The 22,834-nt window shown below is 66.1% G+C and carries 17 protein-coding genes and 1 other RNA gene; 6 read left to right on the top strand and 12 right to left on the bottom strand.

From position 1 onward, the window contains the following. The first annotated feature begins 272 nt into the window (after nt 1-272). Entirely contained in the window at nt 273-578 is a 306-nt protein-coding gene (locus tag CFB50_RS03305) for a DUF1090 family protein (RefSeq protein ID WP_069247138.1), read from the top strand. Between the two features lie 411 nt (nt 579-989). Continuing rightward, nucleotides 990-1,454: an OsmC family protein gene (locus tag CFB50_RS03300; protein WP_172625585.1), complete on the top strand. Its 465-nt coding sequence runs from the start codon at nt 990-992 to the stop codon at nt 1,452-1,454. Nucleotides 1,455-1,524: 70 nt separating this feature from the next. Here the strand turns inward: CFB50_RS03300 and rnpB are convergent. Together rnpB and pyrC are read right to left on the bottom strand one after the other, a co-directional pair. After that, nucleotides 1,525-1,936: RNase P RNA component class A (gene rnpB / locus CFB50_RS03295), an RNA gene on the bottom strand. A gap of 72 nt (nt 1,937-2,008) precedes the next feature. Next, on the bottom strand, nt 2,009-3,073 hold the full coding sequence (gene pyrC / locus CFB50_RS03290; protein ID WP_089444950.1) for a dihydroorotase: 1,065 nt from the start codon (nt 3,071-3,073) through the stop codon (nt 2,009-2,011). Nucleotides 3,074-3,278: 205 nt separating this feature from the next. Between pyrC and CFB50_RS03285 the strand changes: the two genes are divergently transcribed. Both CFB50_RS03285 and CFB50_RS03280 read left to right on the top strand, forming a co-directional pair. Further along, nucleotides 3,279-4,190 carry a class II glutamine amidotransferase gene (locus CFB50_RS03285; protein ID WP_069247137.1) on the top strand — a complete coding sequence of 304 codons (912 nt, stop codon included), beginning with the start codon at nt 3,279-3,281 and terminating at the stop codon, nt 4,188-4,190. 540 nt (nt 4,191-4,730) lie between these two features. Further along, the gene (locus tag CFB50_RS03280; protein ID WP_089444949.1) at nt 4,731-9,992 is read left to right on the top strand and encodes an autotransporter outer membrane beta-barrel domain-containing protein; all 5,262 of its coding nucleotides are present in this window, start codon (nt 4,731-4,733) and stop codon (nt 9,990-9,992) included. A 100-nt stretch (nt 9,993-10,092) separates the two neighbouring features. Here CFB50_RS03280 and CFB50_RS03275 read toward each other — a convergent pair whose 3' ends face one another. From CFB50_RS03275 to CFB50_RS03250, 6 genes are all read right to left on the bottom strand, one after another. After that, nucleotides 10,093-10,818: an amino acid ABC transporter ATP-binding protein gene (locus CFB50_RS03275; protein WP_011350949.1), complete on the bottom strand. Its 726-nt coding sequence runs from the start codon at nt 10,816-10,818 to the stop codon at nt 10,093-10,095. Then, the gene (gene gltK / locus CFB50_RS03270; protein WP_069247135.1) at nt 10,815-11,492 is read right to left on the bottom strand and encodes a glutamate/aspartate ABC transporter permease GltK; all 678 of its coding nucleotides are present in this window, start codon (nt 11,490-11,492) and stop codon (nt 10,815-10,817) included. The genes CFB50_RS03275 and gltK overlap by 4 nt, the downstream gene beginning before the upstream one ends. After that, nucleotides 11,492-12,232, bottom strand: coding sequence for an amino acid ABC transporter permease (locus CFB50_RS03265; RefSeq protein ID WP_089444948.1), 741 nt, complete (start codon nt 12,230-12,232; stop codon nt 11,492-11,494). Before CFB50_RS03265 ends, gltK begins: the two co-directional genes overlap by 1 nt. 84 nt (nt 12,233-12,316) lie before the next feature. Continuing rightward, nucleotides 12,317-13,210, bottom strand: a complete 894-nt coding sequence (locus tag CFB50_RS03260; protein WP_069249215.1) for a glutamate/aspartate ABC transporter substrate-binding protein — start codon at nt 13,208-13,210, stop codon at nt 12,317-12,319. Nucleotides 13,211-13,462: 252 nt separating this feature from the next. Then, nucleotides 13,463-14,749 (bottom strand): Glu/Leu/Phe/Val family dehydrogenase, encoded by a 1,287-nt coding sequence (locus CFB50_RS03255; protein ID WP_069247133.1) that lies wholly within the window; start codon nt 14,747-14,749, stop codon nt 13,463-13,465. Nucleotides 14,750-15,022: 273 nt separating this feature from the next. Beyond that, nucleotides 15,023-15,976: a LysR substrate-binding domain-containing protein gene (locus CFB50_RS03250; protein WP_046544936.1), complete on the bottom strand. Its 954-nt coding sequence runs from the start codon at nt 15,974-15,976 to the stop codon at nt 15,023-15,025. Nucleotides 15,977-16,206: 230 nt separating this feature from the next. Here CFB50_RS03250 and purB point away from each other — a divergent pair, with 230 nt between their 5' ends. Beyond that, nucleotides 16,207-17,595 (top strand): adenylosuccinate lyase, encoded by a 1,389-nt coding sequence (gene purB, locus CFB50_RS03245; protein WP_089439230.1) that lies wholly within the window; start codon nt 16,207-16,209, stop codon nt 17,593-17,595. Between the two features lie 75 nt (nt 17,596-17,670). On the opposite strand, the gene CFB50_RS03240 is transcribed toward purB, so the two are convergent. Continuing rightward, on the bottom strand, nt 17,671-19,092 hold the full coding sequence (locus CFB50_RS03240) for an NAD(P)/FAD-dependent oxidoreductase (protein WP_089444946.1): 1,422 nt from the start codon (nt 19,090-19,092) through the stop codon (nt 17,671-17,673). A 284-nt stretch (nt 19,093-19,376) separates the two neighbouring features. Between CFB50_RS03240 and CFB50_RS03235 the strand changes: the two genes are divergently transcribed. Continuing rightward, on the top strand, nt 19,377-20,024 hold the full coding sequence (locus tag CFB50_RS03235; protein ID WP_089444945.1) for a TetR/AcrR family transcriptional regulator: 648 nt from the start codon (nt 19,377-19,379) through the stop codon (nt 20,022-20,024). A gap of 77 nt (nt 20,025-20,101) precedes the next feature. Here CFB50_RS03235 and CFB50_RS03230 read toward each other — a convergent pair whose 3' ends face one another. From CFB50_RS03230 to eda, 3 genes are all read right to left on the bottom strand, one after another. Beyond that, nucleotides 20,102-20,605, bottom strand: a complete 504-nt coding sequence (locus CFB50_RS03230) for a gluconokinase (protein WP_069247129.1) — start codon at nt 20,603-20,605, stop codon at nt 20,102-20,104. A gap of 13 nt (nt 20,606-20,618) precedes the next feature. Continuing rightward, nucleotides 20,619-21,980 carry a GntP family permease gene (locus CFB50_RS03225; RefSeq protein ID WP_089444944.1) on the bottom strand — a complete coding sequence of 454 codons (1,362 nt, stop codon included), beginning with the start codon at nt 21,978-21,980 and terminating at the stop codon, nt 20,619-20,621. 219 nt (nt 21,981-22,199) lie between these two features. Then, nucleotides 22,200-22,826, bottom strand: coding sequence for a bifunctional 4-hydroxy-2-oxoglutarate aldolase/2-dehydro-3-deoxy-phosphogluconate aldolase (gene eda, locus CFB50_RS03215; RefSeq protein WP_069247127.1), 627 nt, complete (start codon nt 22,824-22,826; stop codon nt 22,200-22,202). Between the last annotated feature and the right edge of the window lie 8 nt (nt 22,827-22,834).

Raw genomic sequence — 22,834 nt, 5'->3', positions numbered from 1 at the left:
CTGCTTGTCTGTGTGCGCTTCGAGGCGCGGTGCAGGCTCTCCCTGTTCTTTTTCCGTGGGCATGAATGCGGAAAAGCCCTGAATTATAAAGGAAATACGGCAACGCGGTCAAAGGGAATCCACTTCCCGTGTCCACGGCGGCCGAAATGGGCCAAAATCCGTTCGTGCCCCGACAAGCCAGGCGAACCGAGCGCCCGGGGAGGCACCCATCGACGCGCGGCACATGACCATCCCGCGCCAGACCGGCCGAATCTGGAAAACAACAAACAAGCATGATGAATCAACGACTTACGCCCTTCCTTGCGGCCGCACTGCTGGCCGCCGCGGCGCCTGCCGTCGCCGCCCGCACCGACTGCGAAGCCAAGCTCGACGTACTCGATACACGCATTACCGAAGCCCGCGCCGCCCATGCCGAGGATCGCGTCGCCCGCCTGCGCGCGGTGCGCGAACGCGTCCGCCACTTCTGCGCACGCGGGCACGGCCATGCGTCGGCCGTCCACGCGCCGGCACCTGACACACGCACGCCCGGCACGGCGCCCGCCGCAACCGCGCAGCCGGCCGGCAAGCAACCGGCGTAACGATGCCGGGGCGCGCAAGCCGCGCGCCGATGTTTGCATGGGACGAAAAAAAGCCCGAACGGCTGGTTCGGGCTTAATCCACCATAGGAGGAGGGTGGAGGAGACATTCGGAGGTTGCCGCAGCGCGACAACCAATGAGGCCCATTATACGAATGCGTCGCCGACTTCACAAGAAAATCTGCATTACGAAATCAAACACCATAATGCGGAATTTTTCGCGTTGCGTTTGAAAAATTCACTTTTCCCTTTTAAATCAATCACCTGATCCCGCCTGGCAGGCTCGAAAACGCCCCTCTTCTAGAGCAAAACCCCTAAATCCGAGCGGGAAATGGCCGTCCGGCGCGCCGCTCGCGCGGCTCCGGCATTGCGCGTCGTGCAGCGCATCAGCCGTCCGTTGCGCAGCGGGCTACAATGCCGGATCGAATCCGAATCAGGCAACGCTGGAGTGCAAGCATGGAATGCAAAGTAAGCTGGATGGGCCAGGACGGCATGGCGTTTTCCGCCGAGACCGGCAGCGGCCACCTCGTCACGATGGACGGCGCGCCCGAAGGCGGTGGCCACAACCTCGCGCCGCGCCCGATGGAAATGGTGCTGCTCGGTACCGGCGGCTGCACGGCCTATGACGTCGTGCTGATCCTGAAGAAGAGCCGCCAGGAAGTCAGCGGCTGCTCGGTCACGCTGAAGGCCGAGCGCGCGAGCGAAGATCCGAAAGTGTTTACGAAGGTGCACTTCCACTTCACCGTCACCGGGCGCAACCTGAACCCGTCCACGGTCGAACGCGCGATCAACCTGTCGCACGACAAGTATTGCTCCGCGTCGATCATGATCGCGAAGACGGCCGAACTCACGCATTCGTTCGACATCGTCGCCGGCTGAACGCACGGCGAGCGCGCATGAAAAAAGGGCCGGCGCTCCGTGGGGAGACGCCGGCCCTTTCGCATTCGAACGGCAAAGCAGGCCGATAAGCCGGATTCTGTGCACGCTGCGCGCCGAAGCGCACAACGCGTGGCAGCCATTCCTCTAGGCGCGCCATTGCTGACGCGCTCAAGCTTCCTACCCGCAGACGAGACGGGGGCCCCGTCCTGCATCCGAAAATGCGCGCCTGCCTACTTGGAATTGCTCCGGGTGGAGGTTACCGTGCCGGCGAACGTCGCCGTCGCCGCGGTGCGCTCTTACCGCACCGTTTCACCCTTACCTGATCCCGGCTTGCGCCGGGCCATCGGCGGTTTGCTTTCTGTTGCCCTGTTCCGCGTGTCGCCACGGATGGCCGTTAGCCATCACCCTGCCCTGTGGAGTCCGGACTTTCCTCGCCCCCGCGCGCCCGAAGGCGGCGAGGCCGCGACTGCCTGGCCTGCTTTGCGACGCGCATTCTAGCACTGCCCGCCGCAGGCCGCATGGGGCCGGGTTCACGCGACGGCGCGGTGGCTGGCTTACGCCAGCTTCCAGCCGATCGTCTCACCGCCGCGCAGCGGCACGACGGGCGTATCGCCTGCGAAGATCTCGCGCGGCAGTTCCCATGCCTCGCGACGCAGCGTGACCGTCTCGGCGCTGCGCGGCAGCCCGTAGAAATCGGCGCCGAAGAAGCTCGCGAAGCCTTCCAGCTTGTCGAGCGCGCCGGCGGTGTCGAATGCTTCCGCGTACAGTTCGAGCGCGTGCAGCGCCGTGTAGCAGCCCGCGCAGCCGCACGCGGTTTCCTTCGCGTCGCGCGCATGCGGCGCGCTGTCGGTGCCGAGGAAAAAGCGCGGGTTGCCCGATGTCGCGGCTTCGACCAGTGCGACGCGATGCGTCTCGCGCTTCAGCACCGGCAGGCAGTAGTAGTGCGGGCGAATCCCGCCGACGAACAGCGCATTGCGGTTGTACAGCAGGTGATGCGCGGTGATCGTCGCGCCGAGCAGGCCGGGCGCCGCGTCGGCGTCGCGCACGTAGTCGGCCGCGTCCTTCGTCGTGATGTGTTCGAACACGACCTTCAGGCCCGGGAAATCGCGGCGCAGGGGCGTCATCACGCGGTCGATGAAGACCTTCTCGCGGTCGAACAGGTCGATCGACGCATCGGTCACCTCGCCGTGCACGAGCAGCGGCATGCCGGTTTCCTGCATCGCCTCGAGCGTCTTCGCGCATTTCGCGAGATCGGTGACGCCGTGGTCGGAGTTCGTCGTCGCGCCCGCCGGATACAGCTTCACGCCGTGCACGAAGCCACTTTCGCGCGCGCGGCGAATCTCGTCGGGCGGCGTGTTGTCGGTCAGGTACAGCGTCATCAGCGGTTCGAACGTCATTCCGGCCGGCAGCGCGGCGAGGATGCGCTCGCGATAGGCCTGCGCGTGCGCGGTGGTCGTCACCGGCGGCTTCAGGTTCGGCATGACGATCGCGCGGCCGAACTGGCGCGCGGTGTGCGGCAGCACGGCGGCCAGCATGTCGCCGTCTCGCAGGTGCAGGTGCCAGTCGTCGGGACGGGCGAGCGAGAGCGTCGCCGGGGAGGAAGCGTTCGAGGCAGTCATAGGAGGCGTCGTGAGGTACGGGCTGGCCATCGGCGGGGCCGGATCGCGCGTGCGCGGGCCGACTGACGGCAAACCGCAACACGGGGCCTTCGGCCGGCGGAATCCGCTTTTTACCGCTCAGGGCTCGGTGATATGCTAGAAGCCGCATTGTACCGGGGTTCGCCCGGTTCGTTACCCCCCGCCTCAGCCTGCTGCCCCAAGTAAAATGTGCCAACTCTTAGGAATGAACTGCGCCGCGCCGACGGACGTCACATTCTCCTTCACAGGTTTCGCGGCCCGGGGCGGGCTCACCGATCACCATGCCGACGGCTGGGGCATCGCGTTCTTCGAAGACAAGGCCTGCCGCCTGTTCATCGATCACCAGGCCTCGGCCACGTCGCCGATCGCCGAAATGGTGAAGCGCTACCCGATCAAGTCCAAGAACACGATCGCGCACATCCGCAAGGCGACGCAAGGCCACATCCTGCTCGAGAACAGCCATCCGTTCATGCGCGAGCTGTGGGGCCGGCACTGGATCTTCGCGCACAACGGCGACCTGCAGGACTACGCACCGGACATGGACGGCAGCGTCTATCATCCGGTCGGCACGACCGACAGCGAGCAGGCGTTCTGCGTGCTGATGCAGGGGCTGCGCGAAGCGTTCCCCGGCGCGCAGCCGCCATTGCCCGAACTGTTCGAGCGCGTCGGCGAGCTGACGCGCGGCATCACCGACCACGGCGTGTTCAACTTCCTGATGTCGAACGGCCAGGCGCTGTTCGCGCATTGCTCGACGCGTCTGCACTATCTCGTGCGGCGCTGGCCGTTCTCGACCGCGCACCTCGTCGACGAAGACCTGTCGATCGACTTCGCGAAATACACGACGCCCGAGGATCGCGTCGCGGTGATCGCGACCCAGCCGCTCACCGACAATGAAGTCTGGACCGCGTTCGAGCCGGGCGAGCTGATCATGTTCCAGTGCGGTGACGTCGCCGCGCGGATGCGGATCCCGGTGCCGGAACGCGTGCTCGAGAAACTGCGCAATCCGGCGCTCGACGCGTCGGCATCGGCGCCGCGCGACCCGCGCGAGGTGCTCGCCACCGCCGCCGAAGTCGATTCGGACGACGCGATCGACTTCTGAGCAAGCGATTCATTGACGTTCATTGTCCGAACAAATCGCCCACCCGAGCACCGACTGCGTTTCATCCGGACCATATTCCGGCATATCGAATGCGACGCCGCGCAACACTTTTCAGAGTTAGTTTATTTTCAATAGAAAATAAACTAAAAACAAAATACAGGATCGGTTTTCAGATAATCCGGCAACCGCATCTTAACGCACCAATTCGGCGCAAACCGTGCGCTACGCCACTGAGCCGGCAATCGCTGATTCGCATCGCTTAAATCCACCCAACCTTTATACAACAAGGCTTTCAGTTCGATTCATCACACAATCAAAAAATACCCGATGAAAACAGCATGATTGCCGCATTTGTTAGCTTCCCGACAATCGATCACGCGCCCGATCAATAGACTCCACCCATCCTCGGTGTAACGAATTGCGATTCGCGGAGAAACGGCCACGGCCGCCGCACACCCATTCACGCCATTCTCCACCGCGGATTGCGATTTCACTGCGCCGCGGTGAAAACCACATCAAAAGAAGAGAGAGGGGCTTGTCGTGAATCATTCATTTCGATCGATATGGAGCGAGACCATCGGCTGCTGGGTCGCGGTTGCGGAAACGGCACGGGCGCGCGGCAAGCGTTCGCGCAGCGGTTCCTGCGCGAGCCGCCGCGCCGCGCACGCGGCAACGCCCCGGACATCGCTTCGCATCGTCGCATTCGGCGCGTTGCTGGCCGCGCTGTCGGCCGGTTCCGCGCATGCCTCGACCTGCGGCGGCGGCACGGCCGTCGCGAACGGCGGCACCTGCGCGCCCGGCAGCTTCAGCCCGACCGTCAACGACAACCTGGCAGGCTCCGCCACCGTCTCGGGCGGCGACACCATTGGCGTGTCGGGCGCATGGACCGGCGCCGGCGCCGACCCGGGCTACACGCTCACGCCGATCGGCAGCACGGCCATCGTGTCGGGCAACCCGAACCAGCCGCTGCTGTCGCTCGGCGGCAAGACGCACAGCGTCAGCACGCCCGACTCGATCACCGGCACCCGCACGTCGGTCGCGACCTACGACTCGTCCGCGTTCACCGCGTCGACGGCCGGCGCGACCCAGGTGCCCGTCTACCACGACGTGAACGGCGATCAGTACGTGAACACGCGCATCGGCACCGTCGCCGCCACCGGCGGCACGCTCAACGTGTCGATCGGCAATGCGGCGAACGCGCCCGATGCAGCCGGCAACGCGATCGAGATGGCCGCGAAGCAGACCGACCTGACCTTCGCGGACGGCACGGGCGCCGCGAAAAGCACCGTCACCTGGAACTCGCGCAACCAGGTCCGGTTCACCACCGGCGACTATCTTGCGGACGGCGGCGCCATCGGCAGCCGCCAGCTCGACGTGCCGGCCTACGCGGGCACCTTCACCGCGTTCGACGGCAGCACGTGGAAGGTCACCGACGCCGCATCGCTCGCCGCGTACAACGACTTTCTCATGCGCTCGGTGCAAAGCGGCGCGCTCGGCTCGCAGGCCGCCTACGACAGCGCGTTCAGCCAGGCCGTCACGTTCTCGCAGCAATCCTTCCAGTATCAGAACAACGTTTCCGCGGGCGACAAGAACACGCTGCCGATCGATCACCTGTCGGCAATGCACGCCACGGGTGCGAACGCGACGCTGCAGATCGGCAAGGACGGCCAGATCGACTTCCGTGGCGTCAACACGATCGTCTCGAGCTCGGCCGTCCTCGCGGAAAACGGCGCGCACTTCATCAACGACGGGCGCCTGTCGGGCGACTTCACGCTGGTTCGCCTGCTGAGCGGGGCAAGCGGCGTCAACAACGGCGTGATCTCGTCCGGGTACGCGTCCGGCGACGACTTCGACACGAGCGGCAGCGCGCCGCCGAACAACTTCAACTACCACGCGTACACCGAAGGCAACGGCGTGTTCGCGAACGGCGCGGGCACCGCGTTCGTCAACAACGGCGTGATGAACGTCGGCGCATGGACGCTCGACGGCAACCAGCCGGCCCTGCAGAACTACGCGGTCGCCGTGACAGGCGGCGCGACGGCATCGAACGCCGGCACGATCAACGTCGGCGTCAACGCGACGACGCTCGACAGCCAGGTGATCGGCGGCCTCGTCGCCGGCGGCAGCTTCACGAACGAAGCCGGCGGCACGATCACCCTCGGCCGCTCGGCCCAGTACGCACCCGGCGGAACGACGAACGACGTCGCGCTCGCGGCGCACGCGTACGGCATCCTGCTCGGTGCATCGGGCACCGCGAGCAACCTCGGCACGATCGTGATCGGCTCGCAGACGCAGAACGGCGCCGCGCTGGCGAGCATCGGCTCAACCTCCGGCACGCTGACCAACGCGGGCGCGATCGTCGTCAACGGCGCCGCGCCCGGCACGTCGCTCGCCAACGTCGGCATGCTCGCGGCCAACACGGCCGCGACCGTGACCAACACCGGCACCATCACGCTGAATGGCGTCAACGGCATCGGCATCATGGTCGTCGGCACCGGTGCGCAGGCAACGTCCGCCCTGTCGAGCGGCACGATCAACGTCGCCGGCGGCCTCGATCCCGCCTCGGGCACGCGCAACTATGGCGTGTGGGCCGAAGGGCCGCGCGCCACGGCCACGCTCGACGGCGCGCTCAACCTGACGGGCACCGGGGCGATCGGCGTGCATGCACGCTCGGGCGCGACGATCAACGTCGGCGCCAATGCCGTGCCGGCCTTCATGTCGGGCACCAACCAGATCGGCTTCTACGCGTATGGCGCGGGCTCGAAGATCAACGTCGCCGCGCAGCACCTCAGCGTCGACACCGACGATTCGACGCTGTTCCGCGTCGCGGGCGGCGCGGCCTACACGGGCACGTCGACGGCCGGCGCGCTGACGACCGACGTCAACGGCCAGCGCGCGCACGGCGTGCTCGCGACCGACGCCGGCACCGTGCTGTCGACCGGCAACGCGATCTACAACGTCAACGGCGCGAACGGCATCGCGATCGCGGTCGAAGGCGGTGCGCAAGGCACGATCGACGCGGGCGCGACGATCAACCTGAACGCGGCCGGTGCGATCGCCGGCGTCGTCGACGGCCAGGCGCACGACCTCGCCGGCGCCAATGCGGGCGCACCAGTCGCCACGACGCTCACCAACCACGCCGCCGTCACGTCATCGACGGCCGGCGTGACCGGCTTCGTCGCGCAGAACCTCGGCACGCTCGAGAACCGCGACACGGTGCTGCTGACGGGCGCCGGCTCGACCGGCGTCGTGATCGGCACGCTCGGCACGGTGAACAACGCGTCGACGATCCGCGTATCCAACGGCACCGGCGCGCTCGTCCAGGGCGCGTCGGCGACGCTCGCCAACGCCGGTTCGATCGAAGCCGACGACGGCATCGCGGGCGTCCACCTGACGGGCACCGGTGCATCGGTCGCGCTGTCGGGGGCCGGTACCGTGATCGCGAACGGCAGCGCCGACGGCGTGCTGATCGACTCGACCGTGACGGGCGGCGGGCTCGCGGCCGGTGCGACGTCGATCGCGGTCGGCGGCTCGGGCAAGGGGATCGACAACCAGGGGACGAACGCGACGATCGCGCTGGCCGGCACGCAGATCGGCACGACCGGCGGTGGCGCCGACGGCCTGTCGTCGACGGGGGCCGGCGCACGCATCGCGACCGATGCGGCGACCGTCGTCAGGACCACCGGCGACAACGCACGCGGCTTCTTCGTGTCGGGGGCGGATTCGACGCTGGCGGCCAACGGCACGACCGTCGCGACGACCGGCGCGGGTTCGGCCGCGATCGTGACGACCGGCGGCGCGACCGCGCTGCTGTCGGGCGCGACGATCACCACGTCGGGCGCGACGTCCGACGGCCTCGTCGCGCGGAACGGCGGCCGCATCGGCGATACGGGCTCGACGATCGCCAGCGCCGCCGGCAACGGCGCGACCGTCGACAGCGGCGGCGTGCTCGCGTTGACCGGCACGACGCTCAAGGGTGCGACGGCCGGCGTGCTGACGTCCGATATGCTCGCAAACGGCGCGACGAGCTCGGTGCTCGTCGACGGCGGCAGCGTCACGTCCGTCACCGGGCCGGCTTTCGCCGCGCGCGGCGGCACGGCCGACATCGCCGTGCGCAACGGCACGGTCGTGACGGCCGGCAACGACACACTGCTCGACCTGTCGAACGGCAGCCACGCCACCTTCACCGCATCGGCCGTAAACCTCGCCGGCGACATCGTCTCCGACGCATCGAGCACCGGCAACGTGTTCCTCTCGAACGGCACGACGCTGACCGGCAAGATCGATCCGGTCGCACTGACCGTCGACCCCACCAGCACGTGGCGCATGACGGGCAGCTCGGTGCTGGGCAGCCTGAACAATGCGGGCCTCGTCGCATTCGCCGCACCGACCGGTTCGCCGACGCTCGCGGGCAGCTACAAGACGCTGACGACCGGCAGCTACGTCGGCAACGGCGGCACGATCGCGCTCAACACGTTCCTCGGCGCCGACGCCTCGCCGACCGACCGGGTGATCGTGAACGGCGGCGCCGCGAGCGGCACGACGGGCCTGAAAATCGCCAACACGGCCGGCACCGGCGCGCAGACGAAGGGCGACGGGATTCCGGTGGTCGTCACGGCCAACGGCGGCACGACCACCGCGTCGGCGTTCCAGCTCGCGGGCCCCGTGCAGGCGGGCGCGTACGAATACCGGCTCTATCGCGGCGGGCAAGGTGACGCGAACGGCTGGTACCTGCGATCGCAACTCGATCCGTCGGACCCCGGCGACCCGATCCACCCGTCCGGCGGCGGTGACGGCGGCAACAACGGGAATGGCAACGGCGGCACGCTCGCGTATCGCCCTGGCGTGTCGGGCTATACCCTCACGCCGCTGCTCAACGCCGACTACGGCTTCTCCACGCTGGGCAAGCTGCACGAGCGCGTCGGCGACATCTACAACCTCGAAAAGCAGCAGCCCGGCAATCGCGACGGCGTGTGGGGGCGCATCGGCGGCCAGAGTCTCGACGCGAACGCGGGCCGCTTCGCGGCCGACGAGCGCACGTTCTTCGCACAGTTCGGCAAGGACTGGACGCTCGACCAGGCGCCGAACGGCGGCGGCAGCACGCATGCGGGCGTGACGGCCAGCATCGGCGTGTCGAACGCGAGCTTCAGCGACATGGCGCGCGCCGCTACGGCCAACCTGTCGACGTCGACGGGCTCGGTCGAGATGCACGCGCAAAGCATCGGCGGCTACTGGACCCGGTACCTGTCCGACGGCACGTACTTCGACAGCGTCGGTCAGGTCACGCGCTACGGCAACCGCTATCGCGACAGCTACGGCAACGAGGCGTCGCAGAACGGCTTCGGCATCGCGCTGTCGCAGGAAGTCGGCAAGCCGTTCGCGATCGGCGCGCTGCCGGTCGCGGTCGAGCCGCAGGCGCAGCTCATGTACCAGTACCTGAAGCTGAACGGGTTCAACGACAACGTCTCGGCAGTATCGGGTACGACGACGAACGCGCTGCGCGGCCGCGTCGGCGTGCGCATCTTCCGGCCGAACCTCCAGTCGGATTCGGGCGGCGGCGCCGCCACGCCGTACTTCACGGCCGACGTGCTGCACGACTTCGTGTCGCCGGGCCAGACCGTCGTCGGCGGCACGCCGTTCGCGACGCATCTCGGCCGCACGTGGTACGAACTGGGCGTCGGCGTGACCGCGGGCTTCGGCAAGTCGGGCGAGCTGTACGCGAACGCGAAGATCGCGCGCAACATCGGCGGCGACTACCGGCGCGGCATCGTCGGGCAGGTCGGCTACCGCTACAGCTGGTAACGGCGCTCACCCGCGTAACGGCAGACGAAAAAAAACCGCCCGGCGCTCGGCCGGGCGGTTTTTGTATCGGCGCACCTGCAGCGCCGACGCGCGCGAACGCTCAGTGCAGGATCTTCGCGAGGAAGTCCTTCGCGCGTTCCGATTTCGGATTCGAGAAGAAATCGTCCTTGCGGTCGTCCTCGACGATTGCGCCCTTGTCCATGAAGATCACGCGATGGGCGACCTTCTTCGCAAAGCCCATCTCGTGCGTGACGACCATCATCGTCATTCCTTCCTGCGCGAGTTCGACCATCACGTCGAGCACTTCATTGATCATCTCGGGGTCGAGCGCGGACGTCGGCTCGTCGAACAGCATCGCGATCGGGTCCATCGACAGCGCACGCGCGATCGCGACACGCTGCTGCTGGCCGCCCGACAGCTGGCCCGGGAACTTGTGCGCATGCGCCTTCAGGCCGACGCGGTCGAGCAGCTTCATGCCCTTCTCGTTCGCCTCGTCCTTGCCGCGGCCGAGCACCTTGACCTGCGCGAGCGTCAGGTTCTCGGTAATCGACAGGTGCGGGAACAGCTCGAAATGCTGGAACACCATCCCGACCTTCGAGCGCAGCTTCGACAGGTTCGTCTTCTTGTCGCCGACCGACTGGCCGTTCACGAGGATCTCGCCCTGCTGGAACGGCTCGAGGCCGTTCACGGTCTTGATCAGCGTGGATTTACCCGAGCCCGACGGGCCGCACACGACGACCACTTCACCTTTCTTGACCTCGGTCGTGCAGTCGGTGAGGACCTGAAACTGGCCGTACCACTTCGAAACGTTCTTGATGGAAATCATCTTGTGACCTTTTTCTGGAGACCCTTGACGAGTGCAGACGCCAACGAGCAAATCACGAAATAGCATGCGCCGGCGAACAGGACCATCTCGACGGTCGTGCCGTCGCGATCGCCGATGTTGGCCGCCGTGCGGAAGAAGTCCGCGAGACTGATCACGTACACGAGCGACGTATCCTGGAACAGGACGATCGCCTGCGTGAGCAGCAGCGGCACCATCGCGCGGAACGCCTGCGGCAGGATCACGAGGCGCATCGCCTGCGCGTAGTTCATGCCGAGCGCGAACGCGGCGTTCACCTGCCCGCGCGGCACCGACTGGATGCCGGCGCGGATGATCTCGGAATAATACGCGGCTTCGAACAGCGAGAACGCGACCATCGCCGATGCGAGACGGATGTCGATCGTCGGCGACAACCCGAGCACGCCCTGCAACAGCTGCGGCACGATCAGGAAGAACCACAGCAGCACCATCACGAGCGGGATCGAACGGAACACCGTCACGTACGCTTTCGCGAACCACGCGAGCGGCGTCACGCCGGACAGCCGCAGCAGCGCGAGCAGCGTGCCCCAGACGATCCCGACCACGATCGCGATCAGCGTGATCTGGAACGTGACGACCGCCCCCGTCCACAGCGTCGGCAGCGCGCCGGGAATACTACTCCAGTCGAACTGATGCATCACTTGCCTCCGATATAGCCGGGCAGCCGCGTACGGCCTTCGATCCAGCGCATGAACGCCATCACGACGAGGTTGATGATCACGTAGGCGAGCGTCACCGCGATGAACGATTCATACGTCTGCGCGGTGTAGTCGACGAGCTGGCGCGCCTGCGCGGACAGGTCGAGCAGGCCGATCGTCGACGCGACGGCGGAGTTCTTGAAGATGTTCAGGAATTCCGACGTGAGCGGCGGCACGATGATCCGGTACGCAACGGGCAGCAGCACGTAGCGGTACGTCTGCCATTGCGTGAAGCCCATCGCAAGACCGGCCGCGCGCTGGCCCTTCGGCAGCGCGTTGATCCCCGAGCGCACCTGTTCGCACACGCGCGCGCCCGTGAACAGGCCGAGACAGATGATCGACGCGGTAAAGAACTGCGTGGCGGGCGGCAACTGCTTGATCCAGGTGCCGATCGATGCGGGCAGCACCTCCGGTATCACGAGATACCAGATGAAGAACTGCACGATCAGCGGAATGTTCCGGAAGATCGACACGTACACGGTACCGATCGCGGACAGCCATTTATTCGGCACGGTGCGCAGCACGCCGAACAGCGAACCGACGATCAGCGCGATGACCCAGGCGACGAGCGACACTTCGATGGTCACCCAGAAGCCGGACATCAGCCATCCGAAATAAGTCGTCGGCTCGCCGGTCGATACGGGGCTCAGGAAGATGCCCCAGTTCCAGTGGTAAGACATGGGCAAGACTCCAGCAAAAAGAGACGGAAGAAGCGGGGCCTCTTCCGTCTCATTAGCGTCATTTCTGCATCAACGGCCGTATGGTCAGTCGAGCGCCTTGTCGTTCGGGTTCGCGTACAGCTTCTTCATCGAATCGGACAGCGGGAAGTTCAGGTTCAGCCCCTTCGGCGGGATCGGGTTCTCGAACCACTTCGCGTAGATCTTCGCGGCTTCGCCCGACTTCTCGACTTGCGAGATCGCGTCGTCGACGACCTTCTTGAACTCCGTATCGCCCTTGCGCATCATGCAGCCGTACGCTTCTTCCGATTGCGGCGTGCCGACGATCACCCACTCGCCCGGCTGCTTCGCCTTCGCGCGCTCGCCCGCGAGCAGCGCGTCATCCATCATGAACGCGACCGCGCGGCCCGATTCCAGCGTATTGAACGAATCGCCGTGATCCTTCGCGCTGATGATGTTCATGCCGAGCTGCTTGTCGTTGTTCATCTTGCGCAGCAGGCGCTCCGACGTCGTACCGGCGGTGGTCACGACCGTCTTGCCCTTCAGGTCGGCGAAATCCTTGACGCCCGAATCCTTCTTCGTCATCAGGCGCGTGCCGATCACGAAGATCGTGTCGGAGAACGAGGCCTGCTGCTGGCGTTCCGCGTTGTTGGTCGTCGAGCCGCACTCGATGTCGACCGTGCCGTTCTGCACGAGCGGGATGCGGTTCTGCGACGTGACCGGAATGTTCTTCACCTGCAGGTTCGGCAGGTTCAGCTTCTTCTTCACCGCGTCGACCACCTTCAGCTGGAATTCGCGCGAATAGCCGACCACCTGCTGGTTCTGGTCGTAGTAGGAGAACGGAATCGACGATTCGCGGTGCCCCAGCGCGATCACGCCCGTGTCCTTGATCTTCTTCAGCGTGCCCGTCTCCTGAGCATGCGCGCCGCTTGCGAACGCACAAAGCGCCGCGAACATCAGGACTGCCTTTTGGTATTTCATTTTGGTCATCTCCTTGGCTAAAACCCGCGCCAGTGTATCAAAGTAATATTTTTGAAAGTACTGGTTGTTTACCGCACTACGAATCGCGCTGCGCGAAGCCTTCCTCCCGGCTTCGGGCGCCCCTTCCGGCGCCTGAATGCGCGCGCGGGCGATGCCGGATTCGGCACCGCCCGCGAGGGTTCATGCACGCAACCGGATGGATTGCGTCATGGATTGATCGTAGTCAACCGATCTGAAATCGGCAACCGCCGATCAGGGGTAGAGGCCGCGCATTTCGCGCGCCATCAGGATGCGCTTGCACGCAACGATGAACGCTGCGGTACGCACCGACACCTTGTGCTCTTCCGCGACCGCCCACACGCCGGAGAACGCTTCGCGCATCACGCGTTCGAGACGGTGGTTGATCTCGTCTTCCGTCCAGAAGAAGCTCGAGAAATCCTGCACCCATTCGAAGTACGACACGGTCACGCCACCCGCGTTCGCGATCACGTCCGGGATCACCAGCACGCCGTTCGCGGTCAGGATGTCGTCCGCCGCCGTCGTCGTCGGGCCGTTCGCGCCTTCGACGATGATCTTCGTGCGGATCTTCCCTGCGTTCTTCTCGGTGATCTGGTTTTCCAGTGCCGCCGGGATCAGGATGTCGGTTTCGACGGTCCAGAACTCGTCATTCGGCATCGGCTCCGCGCCTTCGAAACCCGCGACGCCGCCCGTGTGTGCGACGTGGTCGAGCAGCTTGTTCGAATCCAGACCGGCCGGCTGGTAGATCGTGCCCGTGTGATCCTGCACCGCGATCACCTTCGCACCCGCTTCCTGGAACAGCTTCGCCGCGATGCCGCCGACGTTGCCGAAGCCTTGCACCGCGATGCGTGCGCCTTCGATTTCCAAGCCCTTCTTCTTCGCCGCTTCGGAGCCGACGACGAACACGCCGCGGCCCGTTGCTTCCTTGCGGCCGAGGGAACCGCCGAGCGCGATCGGCTTGCCGGTCACGACGCCCGTCGACGTCTGGCCCTGGTTCATCGAGTACGTGTCCATCATCCACGCCATCACCTGTTCGTTGGTGTTGACGTCCGGCGCCGGAATGTCGGTGTTCGGGCCGATGATGATGCCGATTTCGCTGGTGTAGCGGCGCGTGACGCGCTCGAGCTCACCACGCGACAGCTTGCGCGGGTCGACGCGGATGCCGCCCTTCGCGCCGCCGTACGGCACGTTCACGGCCGCGTTCTTGACCGACATCCAAGCGGACAGTGCCATCACTTCCGACAGCGTCACGTCCTGGTGGTAGCGCACGCCGCCCTTGCCCGGGCCACGCGACACGTTGTGCTGCACGCGATAGCCTTCGAAGTGCGCGACGGTACCGTTGTCGAGCTCGATGGGGCAGTCGACGATCAGGATGCGCTTCGGGCGCTTCAGCGTTTCGAGCCAGCGCGACAGCGAGCCGAGGTACGGCGCGACGCGATCGACTTGCTGAAGGTAGTTGCCCCACGGGCCGAGATCGTCGGCGTGCAGGTAGGACGGGATGGACTGCAATTGCGAAGACATGGATGCTCCAACGGTCAACAGGTGCGCACATTGTCGAAAAACCCGTTTTTTTTATCCAATGCCGTTTGCTTATTCGATTATGCGTTTCTTGCATGATCGCGATTTTTCGCAAATCCGCGGTCGATTTGCGCAAGAACGCACGCGATCGACCGTGCATCGCGTGCGTGAAAAATCGCGTTTCCTGGATGAGGGAAGGCCGCCGGACAGCCGCCCGACAGGCATCGCAAGCTCGACGACAGCCGGCCCGCCTGCTCGACGATTAACCGCCCACGGTTAACCCGCGGTTTCGCGCAGTTCGTCGCGCACGACGTCCCACAGCGCACGCACGAGCTTCTGGCGGGGATCGTCGCCCTGCAGCGCGAGCTTGTCGCAGTACAGCCGGATCTCCATCGTCAGCGTGAACGGGTGCGCGCCGCCGCGCACCGACCGGTCGAGCCGGATCAGGCGACCGCCCGCGACCGCATCCTCGACCGCGCTGTGCGGCAGGAACGCGATGCCGTGGCCCGCGAGCGCCATCGCCTTCAGCCCTTCGGCCATGTCGGTCTCGTAGACGCGATCGAGGAACAGCGGTGTCGTCGCATTCGCGACGATGACTTCCGTCATCCGGCCGAGATACGCGTTCGGCGTATATGACAGGTACGGCACGCGTGCGTCGGCCGTGCCGGGCAGCGTATAGCGCGGCCGCCCCGCGCGGCCCGGCGCCGAGAACGGGCTGATCGGCTCGCTGCCGAGGATCAGCATGTCGTAGCGCGCCGGGTCGAGCGCGACCGGATGGCTCGGGTGGTGGTAGCCCATCACGAGATCGCAGCCGCCCTCGACGAGCGACAGCACCGCGTCGTGCACGTTCAGTGCGCGCAGCCGCGTGTGGACCTGGCCCATCTTCGCCTCGATCCGCTGCAGCCAGCGCGGGAAATACGTGAGCGACAGCGTGTGCGGCACCGCGAACTCGATCGTCGGCACCGGCGCGCCGACGTGGCCGCGCAGCAGCGTGCGCGCCTCGTGCGCCTGCGACAGCATCGTCAGCGCCTGTTCGTAGAAGATCTGCCCGGCCTGTGTGAGCCGCGTCGGATAGACCGAACGATCGATCAGTTCGGTCGCGAGCCATGCCTCGAGCGCCTGGATGCGCCGCGAAAACGCCGGCTGCGACACGTGCCGCAGCTCGGCGGACCGGCTAAAGCTGCGCGTTTCCGCGAGCGAGACGAAGTCTTCGAGCCATTTCAGTTCCATGCAGGCGGGCGCGGCGGGCGGCGGTCGGGAAGAAGCCTGCATTCTACCGGCGGGCGGGCCCGGCCGGCGGTGCGGCGAGCGGCCCGGCGCCCCGCCGCGAACCGGCGCCGGCGCGGTATCCGCACGCGGCAGCGCCCGCCGGCCGCACGCGACCGGGATCGTCCCGCGCCGATGGTAAAATGCCGGATTCTCCTCCCCTCGCTCGACCCGGCCCCAAAGCCCGCCCGATCATGTCCGACACTCGTCCCGATACGCTTTTCGCCCTCACCGCGCTTTCACCCATCGACGGCCGCTACGCCAGCAAGACCGAAGCGCTGCGCGACTGGCTCTCCGAAGCCGCCTTCATGCGCCACCGCGTCACCGTCGAGGTGCACTGGCTGATCGCGCTGTCGCGCGCCGGCTTCGCGGAAGTCCCGCGCTTCTCCGATGCGTCCGAACAATTCCTGCTGCAGCTCGCCGAGCGCTTCACCGCGCACGACGCCGCCCGCATCAAGGACATCGAGCGCGTGACGAACCACGACGTGAAGGCCGTCGAATACTGGCTGAAGGAATCGGTGAAGGGCCAGGAAGAACTCGAAAAGGCCAGCGAATTCATCCACTTCGCGTGCACGTCGGAAGACATCAACAACACGTCGCACGGCATGATGCTCGCCGGCGCGCGCGAACACGTGATCCTGCCGGCCCTGCGCACGGTCTACCAGCGCCTCGTCGCACTCGCGCACGCGCACGCCGAGCAGCCGATGCTGTCGCGCACGCACGGCCAGCCGGCCAGCCCGACGACGCTCGGCAAGGAACTCGCGAACGTCGCGGCCCGCCTCGCCCGTGCGATCACGCGCATCGAGAAGGTCGAGATCCTCGGCAAGATGAACGGCGCGGTCGGCAACTTCAACGCGCATCTCTCCGCGTATCCGGAATTCGACTGGGAAGCGTTCTCGCGCGACGTGATCGAGAACCGCCTGAAGCTCACGTTCAACCCGTACACGATCCAGATCGAACCGCACGACTACATGGCCGAGCTGTTCGACGCCGTGGCGCGCGCGAACACGATCCTGCTCGACCTCGACCGCGACGTGTGGGGCTACATCTCGGTCGGCTACTTCAAGCAGAAGACGAAGGCCGGTGAAATCGGCTCGTCGACGATGCCGCACAAGGTCAACCCGATCGACTTCGAGAACTCGGAAGGCAACCTCGGCCTCGCGAACGCGACGCTGCGCCACCTCGCCGACAAGCTGCCGGTGTCGCGCTGGCAGCGCGACCTGACCGACTCGACGGTGCTGCGCAACATGGGCGTCGCGCTCGGCTACTCGCTGCTCGCGTACGACTCGCTGATCCGCGGCCTCGACAAGCTCGAAGTGAACCCGCAGCGCCTGAACGAAGACCTCGACAACTGCTGGGAAGTACTCGCCGAGCCGGTGCAGACGGTGATGCGCCGCTACGGCATCGAGAACCCGTACGAGCAGCTGAAGGAACTGACGCGCGGCAAGGGCATCACGCGCGAAGCGCTGCAGGAATTCGTCGGCACGCTCGCGATCCCGCAAGAGGCGAAGGATCTTCTGCTCGCGATGACGCCGGCGTCGTACATCGGCAAGGCCGTCGAACTCGCGAAGCGGATCGCGTAAGCGCCGCCGTCTCCGCACGTAAAAAAGCCCGATGCGAGCAATCGCATCGGGCTTTTTGTTGCCTGCCGCGGCCGGTCAGAACGAAATCATCCGCCCCGGGTTGAGCGCGCTCATCACGCTCATCGCGGCCTTCGCGGCGGGAATCGCGATCGGCGACAACTGGCGGCCGAGCGGAATCGCGCGATGGTCGATGCCGGTCAGCATCGAGAAATCGTCGTTACGGCCGACGAAATCGTCGCAGATCGCCTTGCCGATCCGCACCGTCTGCGCGACGCCGTGGCCGCTCCAGCCCTGCACCATGTACATCGGCACGCGGCCGTCGGTCTTGCGGCTGTCGGTCGCGCCGTTCAGCGTGAAGTCGCTGACGCCGCTCCAGCAGTAGTCGAGCGCGAACCGGCCGTCGTGCTGCGGGAACACCGTGTTCAGCCGCGTCAGCAGGTACGCGTTCACGTCGGGCTGCCCCCAGCAGGTGCCGGTGCCCTGCCCGCCGAACAGCAGGCGGTTGCCGCGTACCGGCCGGTAATAGTCGATCTGGAACTGCGTGTCGTACACCGGCATGCCGGCCGGCATCAGCGTCGCGACGTCGACATCGAGCGGCGCCGTCACGCTCACGTAGGTAAAGAACGGCACCGTGGTCGCCGCGCCGTCGTCGAGCAGCCGGAACGTCGTGTTGTGCAGTGCGAGCACGACGCCCTTGCGCGCGGTGATCGTGCCGCCCGGCGTCGTCGCGACGACGCCGTCCGGCGTCTCGTCGAGCTCGAGCACCTCGGTGCCCTCGAACAGCGCGCCGCCGTTCAGCCGGAAGCCGTGCACGAGGCCGCGCACCAGCGCGAGCGGATGAATCTGCCCGCCGATCGCGTCGATCGCCGCGCCGTGGTACAGCCCCGAGCGCACGTAGTCGTCATGCAGCTGATGGCGGCCGACGAGCGTCACGCCCGCGTCGCCGAGATGGCGGCGCGCATCCGCGCCGTCCAGCAGCGCGCTCATGTGGCCCGGGTGGACCGCCGCCGTAATGTGCCCGCGCTTGCGATCGAGCGCCAGCGCGTAACGTGCGCCGATCGCATCGATCAGGTCCATCGATTCGGCCGACGCGAAGCGCCACAGCCGCTTCGCGTCGTCGTGCGACAGGTAGTCGATCATGTCGGCGGCTTCCCAGCGCGCGAGGCCGGGCGTGAGCTGCCCGCCGTTGCGGCCCGATGCGGCCGAGCCGACGTGGTGCTTGTCGACGAGGATCGTGTCGACACCCGCTTCCGCGAGATGCAGCGCGGCCGATGCGCCGAGCAGGCCCGCGCCGATCACGAGCACGTCGCAGACGGCATCGTGCGCGAGCGGCGCGCTGTTCGCATGGCGGGACAGCGACGCCTCGTACCAGTTCGCCGGACGCTCGCCGTCGTAGCGGGCCGGGTCGCACCAGTTCCAGTTGTCTTTTTCGATGTTCAGTTGCGTTTGTTCGAAACGCGATTCGCCCTGGATCAGGGGTTGGTTATTGGACGTCATGATTGCACTTGCATGGTCTTGGGCCGCCTGTCGAAGGGCCTCGTTGCTTCGAGGCTTCGCGGGTGGGGCAGCCGGTTCCACATGGGTGTCAACGAGAAAAGGGGCGTGATGGCCCGTGTTGACGGCAGGCACGCTCGTGCCGCCTGGATCCCGGACTGTGCGAAAGCACGTATTGAAAGGTGCCGGGACACCCAATTTCTACACCGCAGAAATAATTCTACAGTGTAGAATAAGCTTTCGTCAAGTTTACAGCCGGTGCCGCACCGGCACGCCAGCCCGCATCGATGAAAGACAAACCCGCCCAAGGCCCGCGCGGCCTCGACAAGGATGCGATCGTCGCGGCCGCACTCGCGCTGCTCGAAGACGTCGGCGAAGCCGCGTTCAGCGTGCGCAAGCTCGCGCAGTCGGTCGGCTGCGACCCGATGAGCGTGCTGTACCACTTCAAGTCGAAGGAAGGCCTGAGCCGCGCGATCGCGAACGCGCTGTCGCGCTCGCTCGTGCCGGTCGATCCGTCACTGCCGTGGCGCGAACGGCTGCGCGACCTCGCACGCCAGTACCGCGCGCTCGCGCTGCGCTACCCGGCCGCGTTCGCGCTGCTGCAGCGGCACATGAGTACCGGGCCGGCCGATCTCGCGCACATCGAGGCCGTGCATCGCGCGCTGGCCGACGCCGGCATCCCGCGCGCGGCGCTGCCGTCGGTGTGCGTCGGCTGGTATGCGAGCGTGATCGGCCTTGCCGCCGCCGAAGCCGGCGGCCTCACGCGCGCCGCGAACGACGTCGAGCTCGCGGAAATGGAAGCGCTGTCCGACGCCGCGCATCCGCTCGTCAAGGCGGCCGCCCCGCTCTACGCGCAGCTCGATCCGGCGGCCGTGCACGACACGATGCTCGACGTACTGCTCGACGGCATCGCGAAGCAGGCGCCCGAGGCCTGACCGGCCCGCGACGACGAGCCGCCAACGAAAAAGGCGCCCGAAGGCGCCTTTTCCATGACGATTGCCGCGAACCGCGCTCAGTGCTGCTGCGCGATGCCGAGCTTCAGCATGACCTGATCGACGATCTGTTCGGGCGTCAGCTCGATGCTGACCTCGATCGCTTCGTCCGGGCCCGGCTCCTCGAGCGTGTCGAGCTGGCTCTTCAGCAGCGACGGATCGAAGAAATGGCCGGTGCGGCTCTTCAGGCGCTCGTGCAACACCTCGAACGAACCCTTCAGATACACGAACCGCACGTCGGTGTCGGTGCCGCGCAGCACGTCGCGGTACGAGCGCTTCAGCGACGAGCATGTGAACACGGCCGTCTCACCGGCACGCTGCTTTTCCTCGATGGCCGCGCGGATCGTGCGCAACCACGGCCAGCGGTCGTCGTCGGTCAGCGGAATGCCGTGGTGCATCTTTTCCTTGTTCGCCGCGCTGTGAAACGCGTCGCCATCGGTATAGCTGCACGACAGGCGTTCCGCCAGCATTTCGCCAATCAGCGACTTGCCGGCGCCCGACACGCCCATTGCGATCAGAATCATTGACTACCCCTTGTTACAGAACCATGCTCAGCAGCAGTGTAAAGCCGAGGCCGAGCACCGAGATGATCGTTTCGAGCAACGACCAGGTCTTGAACGTCTGACCGACCGTCATCCCGAAATATTCCTTGATCAGCCAGAAACCGCCGTCGTTCACGTGCGAGAAGATCAGCGAGCCCGAGCCGGTGGCGAGCACCAGCAGCTCCGGGCTGACCGCCGCGCCGGACGCCGCCGCGATCGGCGCGACGATGCCGCAGGCCGTCGTCATCGCGACCGTCGCCGAACCCGTCGCGAGACGCATCAGCGCGGCGACGAACCAGCCGAGCAGCAGCGGCGACAGGTGCGCGTGCTTCGCGGTCTCGACGATCTGCTGCGAAATCCCGCTGTCGCGCAGGACACCGCCGAAGCCGCCGCCCGCGCCGACGATCAGCGTGATGCCGGCGATCGGTGCCAGGCACTCGCTGCAGAACTTCTGGATCTGGTCGCGGTTGAAGCCCTGCAGCTTGCCGAACGTGAAGAAGCTCACGAGCACGGCGATCAGCAGCGCGACGTCCGAGTTGCCGGCGAAGCGCAGCAGGTTGTTCGGCAGCGACTTCGGCGTGAACACCAAGTCGGCCCAGCTGCCGACCAGCATCAGCACGACGGGCAGCAGGATCGTGAACAGCGTGATGCCGAAGCTCGGCAGTTCACGCTTGCGGCCATCCGTGTGCGACTCGACGAACTGCGCGGCGAGCGGGTTGTTCTCCGGCAGCTTCACGAACTTCGAGATCGTCAGCGCGAACAGCGGGCCCGCGATGATCGCGGTCGGCACGCCGACGATCAGGCCGAACGCGATCGTCTTGCCGATATCGGCGCCGTATTGCTGAACGGCCAACAGCGCAGCCGGGTGCGGCGGGATCAGGCCGTGCACGACGGACAGGCCGGCCACCATCGGCAGGCCGACGACGAGCAGCGACTTGCCGGTGCGCTTCGCGACGTTGAACGCGATCGGGATCAGCAGCACGAAGCCGACTTCGAAGAACACCGGCAGGCCGACGATGATCGCGACGAACATCATCGCCCAGTGGATGTTCTTTTCACCGAACCAGTCGATCAGCGTGGTCGCGATCCGTTCGGCGCCGCCCGATTCGGCCATCATCTTGCCGAGCATCGTGCCGAGGCCGACGACGATCGCGATGTGGCCGAGCGTACCGCCGGTGCCCGTCTCGAACGACTTGACGATCTTGTCCATCGGCATGCCGACGACCAGGCCAAGCCCGAGCGACACGATGATCAGCACCAGGAACGGGTAGATCTTGTAGCGCGCGATCATCAGGATCAGCGCGGCAATCGCGATCAGCGTGAATACGAGCAGCATGCTGCCTTGGACAGCCCCCATGTGGCACTCCTCCTAGAATTGTTCGAACCGGGCGAGTTGTTGCGAGTATGCCCGGCTATGCAGGTCTCCGAAACACGGGGGGTACCCACCCCGTCAGGACGCTGAATTTTACTTATCTTTACGGTCCGCGGATAGAACCGGTTCCATCAGCAAAAACCCTCGGCAAAACAAGCACTAACGCTTGCTTTCCGAGGGCTAAACCGTCATCTGGTACAAGGCTTAACGGGGCAGTTGGCTCGCGGCTTGCGCGAGGCGCGTGACTTCGGCCCAGTCCTGCGCGGCGAGCGCGGCTTTCGGCGTGAGCCACGAGCCGCCGACGCATACGACATTCGGCAGTTTCAGGAAATTCGGCGCGGTGTCGACGGTGATGCCGCCGGTCGGGCAGAACTTCAGCGCCGGGAACGGGCCGTGGAACGCCTGCAGCATTGGCACGCCGCCCGCTTGCTGCGCGGGGAAGAACTTCACGATCTCGTAGCCGAATTCGAGCGCCTGGATGATGTCGCTCGGTGTCATCACGCCCGGCAGCAGCGGCAGGCCCGCGTCGAGCGACGCGAGGTGCAGCTCCTTCGTCAGGCCCGGCGACACGCCGAACTTCGCGCCCGCGCGCTTCGCCTGCTCGCAATGCTCGGGCTTCGTGATCGTGCCGACGCCGACGACGATGTCGTCCGCGAGCTGGCTGGCGCGCTGGATCGCTTCCAGGCCGGCCGGCGTGCGCAGCGTGATCTCGAGCACCTTCACGCCGCCTGCGTGCAGTGCACGCGACACGTGTTCGCCCTGCTCGACCGAGTCGAATGCGAGCACCGGGATGACCGGGCCCAGCTTCACGATTTCAGCAATCGTCTTCATTGAATTGG

Source organism: Burkholderia sp. AU33423, from assembly GCF_002223135.1.
Lineage (GTDB): Bacteria > Pseudomonadota > Gammaproteobacteria > Burkholderiales > Burkholderiaceae > Burkholderia > Burkholderia lata_D.
Note: the sequence above shows the minus strand (reverse complement) of the source record. Positions and strands in the feature narration are given on the sequence as shown.

Bases quoted from the DNA above. Each gene is read 5' to 3' on its own strand.
- CFB50_RS03240 (WP_089444946.1), bottom strand. From the start codon at position 19,092: ATGACGTCCAATAACCAACCCCTGATCCAGGGCGAATCGCGTTTCGAA.
- eda (WP_069247127.1), bottom strand. From the start codon at position 22,826: ATGAAGACGATTGCTGAAATCGTGAAGCTGGGCCCGGTCATCCCGGTG.
- pyrC (WP_089444950.1), bottom strand. From the start codon at position 3,073: ATGACTGCCTCGAACGCTTCCTCCCCGGCGACGCTCTCGCTCGCCCGT.
- CFB50_RS03300 (WP_172625585.1), top strand. From the start codon at position 990: ATGCCGGATCGAATCCGAATCAGGCAACGCTGGAGTGCAAGCATGGAA.
- CFB50_RS03275 (WP_011350949.1), bottom strand. From the start codon at position 10,818: ATGATTTCCATCAAGAACGTTTCGAAGTGGTACGGCCAGTTTCAGGTC.
- CFB50_RS03230 (WP_069247129.1), bottom strand. From the start codon at position 20,605: ATGATTCTGATCGCAATGGGCGTGTCGGGCGCCGGCAAGTCGCTGATT.
- CFB50_RS03265 (WP_089444948.1), bottom strand. From the start codon at position 12,232: ATGTCTTACCACTGGAACTGGGGCATCTTCCTGAGCCCCGTATCGACC.
- gltK (WP_069247135.1), bottom strand. From the start codon at position 11,492: ATGCATCAGTTCGACTGGAGTAGTATTCCCGGCGCGCTGCCGACGCTG.
- CFB50_RS03305 (WP_069247138.1), top strand. From the start codon at position 273: ATGATGAATCAACGACTTACGCCCTTCCTTGCGGCCGCACTGCTGGCC.
- CFB50_RS03225 (WP_089444944.1), bottom strand. From the start codon at position 21,980: ATGGGGGCTGTCCAAGGCAGCATGCTGCTCGTATTCACGCTGATCGCG.
- CFB50_RS03235 (WP_089444945.1), top strand. From the start codon at position 19,377: ATGAAAGACAAACCCGCCCAAGGCCCGCGCGGCCTCGACAAGGATGCG.
- CFB50_RS03250 (WP_046544936.1), bottom strand. From the start codon at position 15,976: ATGGAACTGAAATGGCTCGAAGACTTCGTCTCGCTCGCGGAAACGCGC.
- CFB50_RS03285 (WP_069247137.1), top strand. From the start codon at position 3,279: ATGTGCCAACTCTTAGGAATGAACTGCGCCGCGCCGACGGACGTCACA.
- CFB50_RS03260 (WP_069249215.1), bottom strand. From the start codon at position 13,210: ATGAAATACCAAAAGGCAGTCCTGATGTTCGCGGCGCTTTGTGCGTTC.
- CFB50_RS03255 (WP_069247133.1), bottom strand. From the start codon at position 14,749: ATGTCTTCGCAATTGCAGTCCATCCCGTCCTACCTGCACGCCGACGAT.
- purB (WP_089439230.1), top strand. From the start codon at position 16,207: ATGTCCGACACTCGTCCCGATACGCTTTTCGCCCTCACCGCGCTTTCA.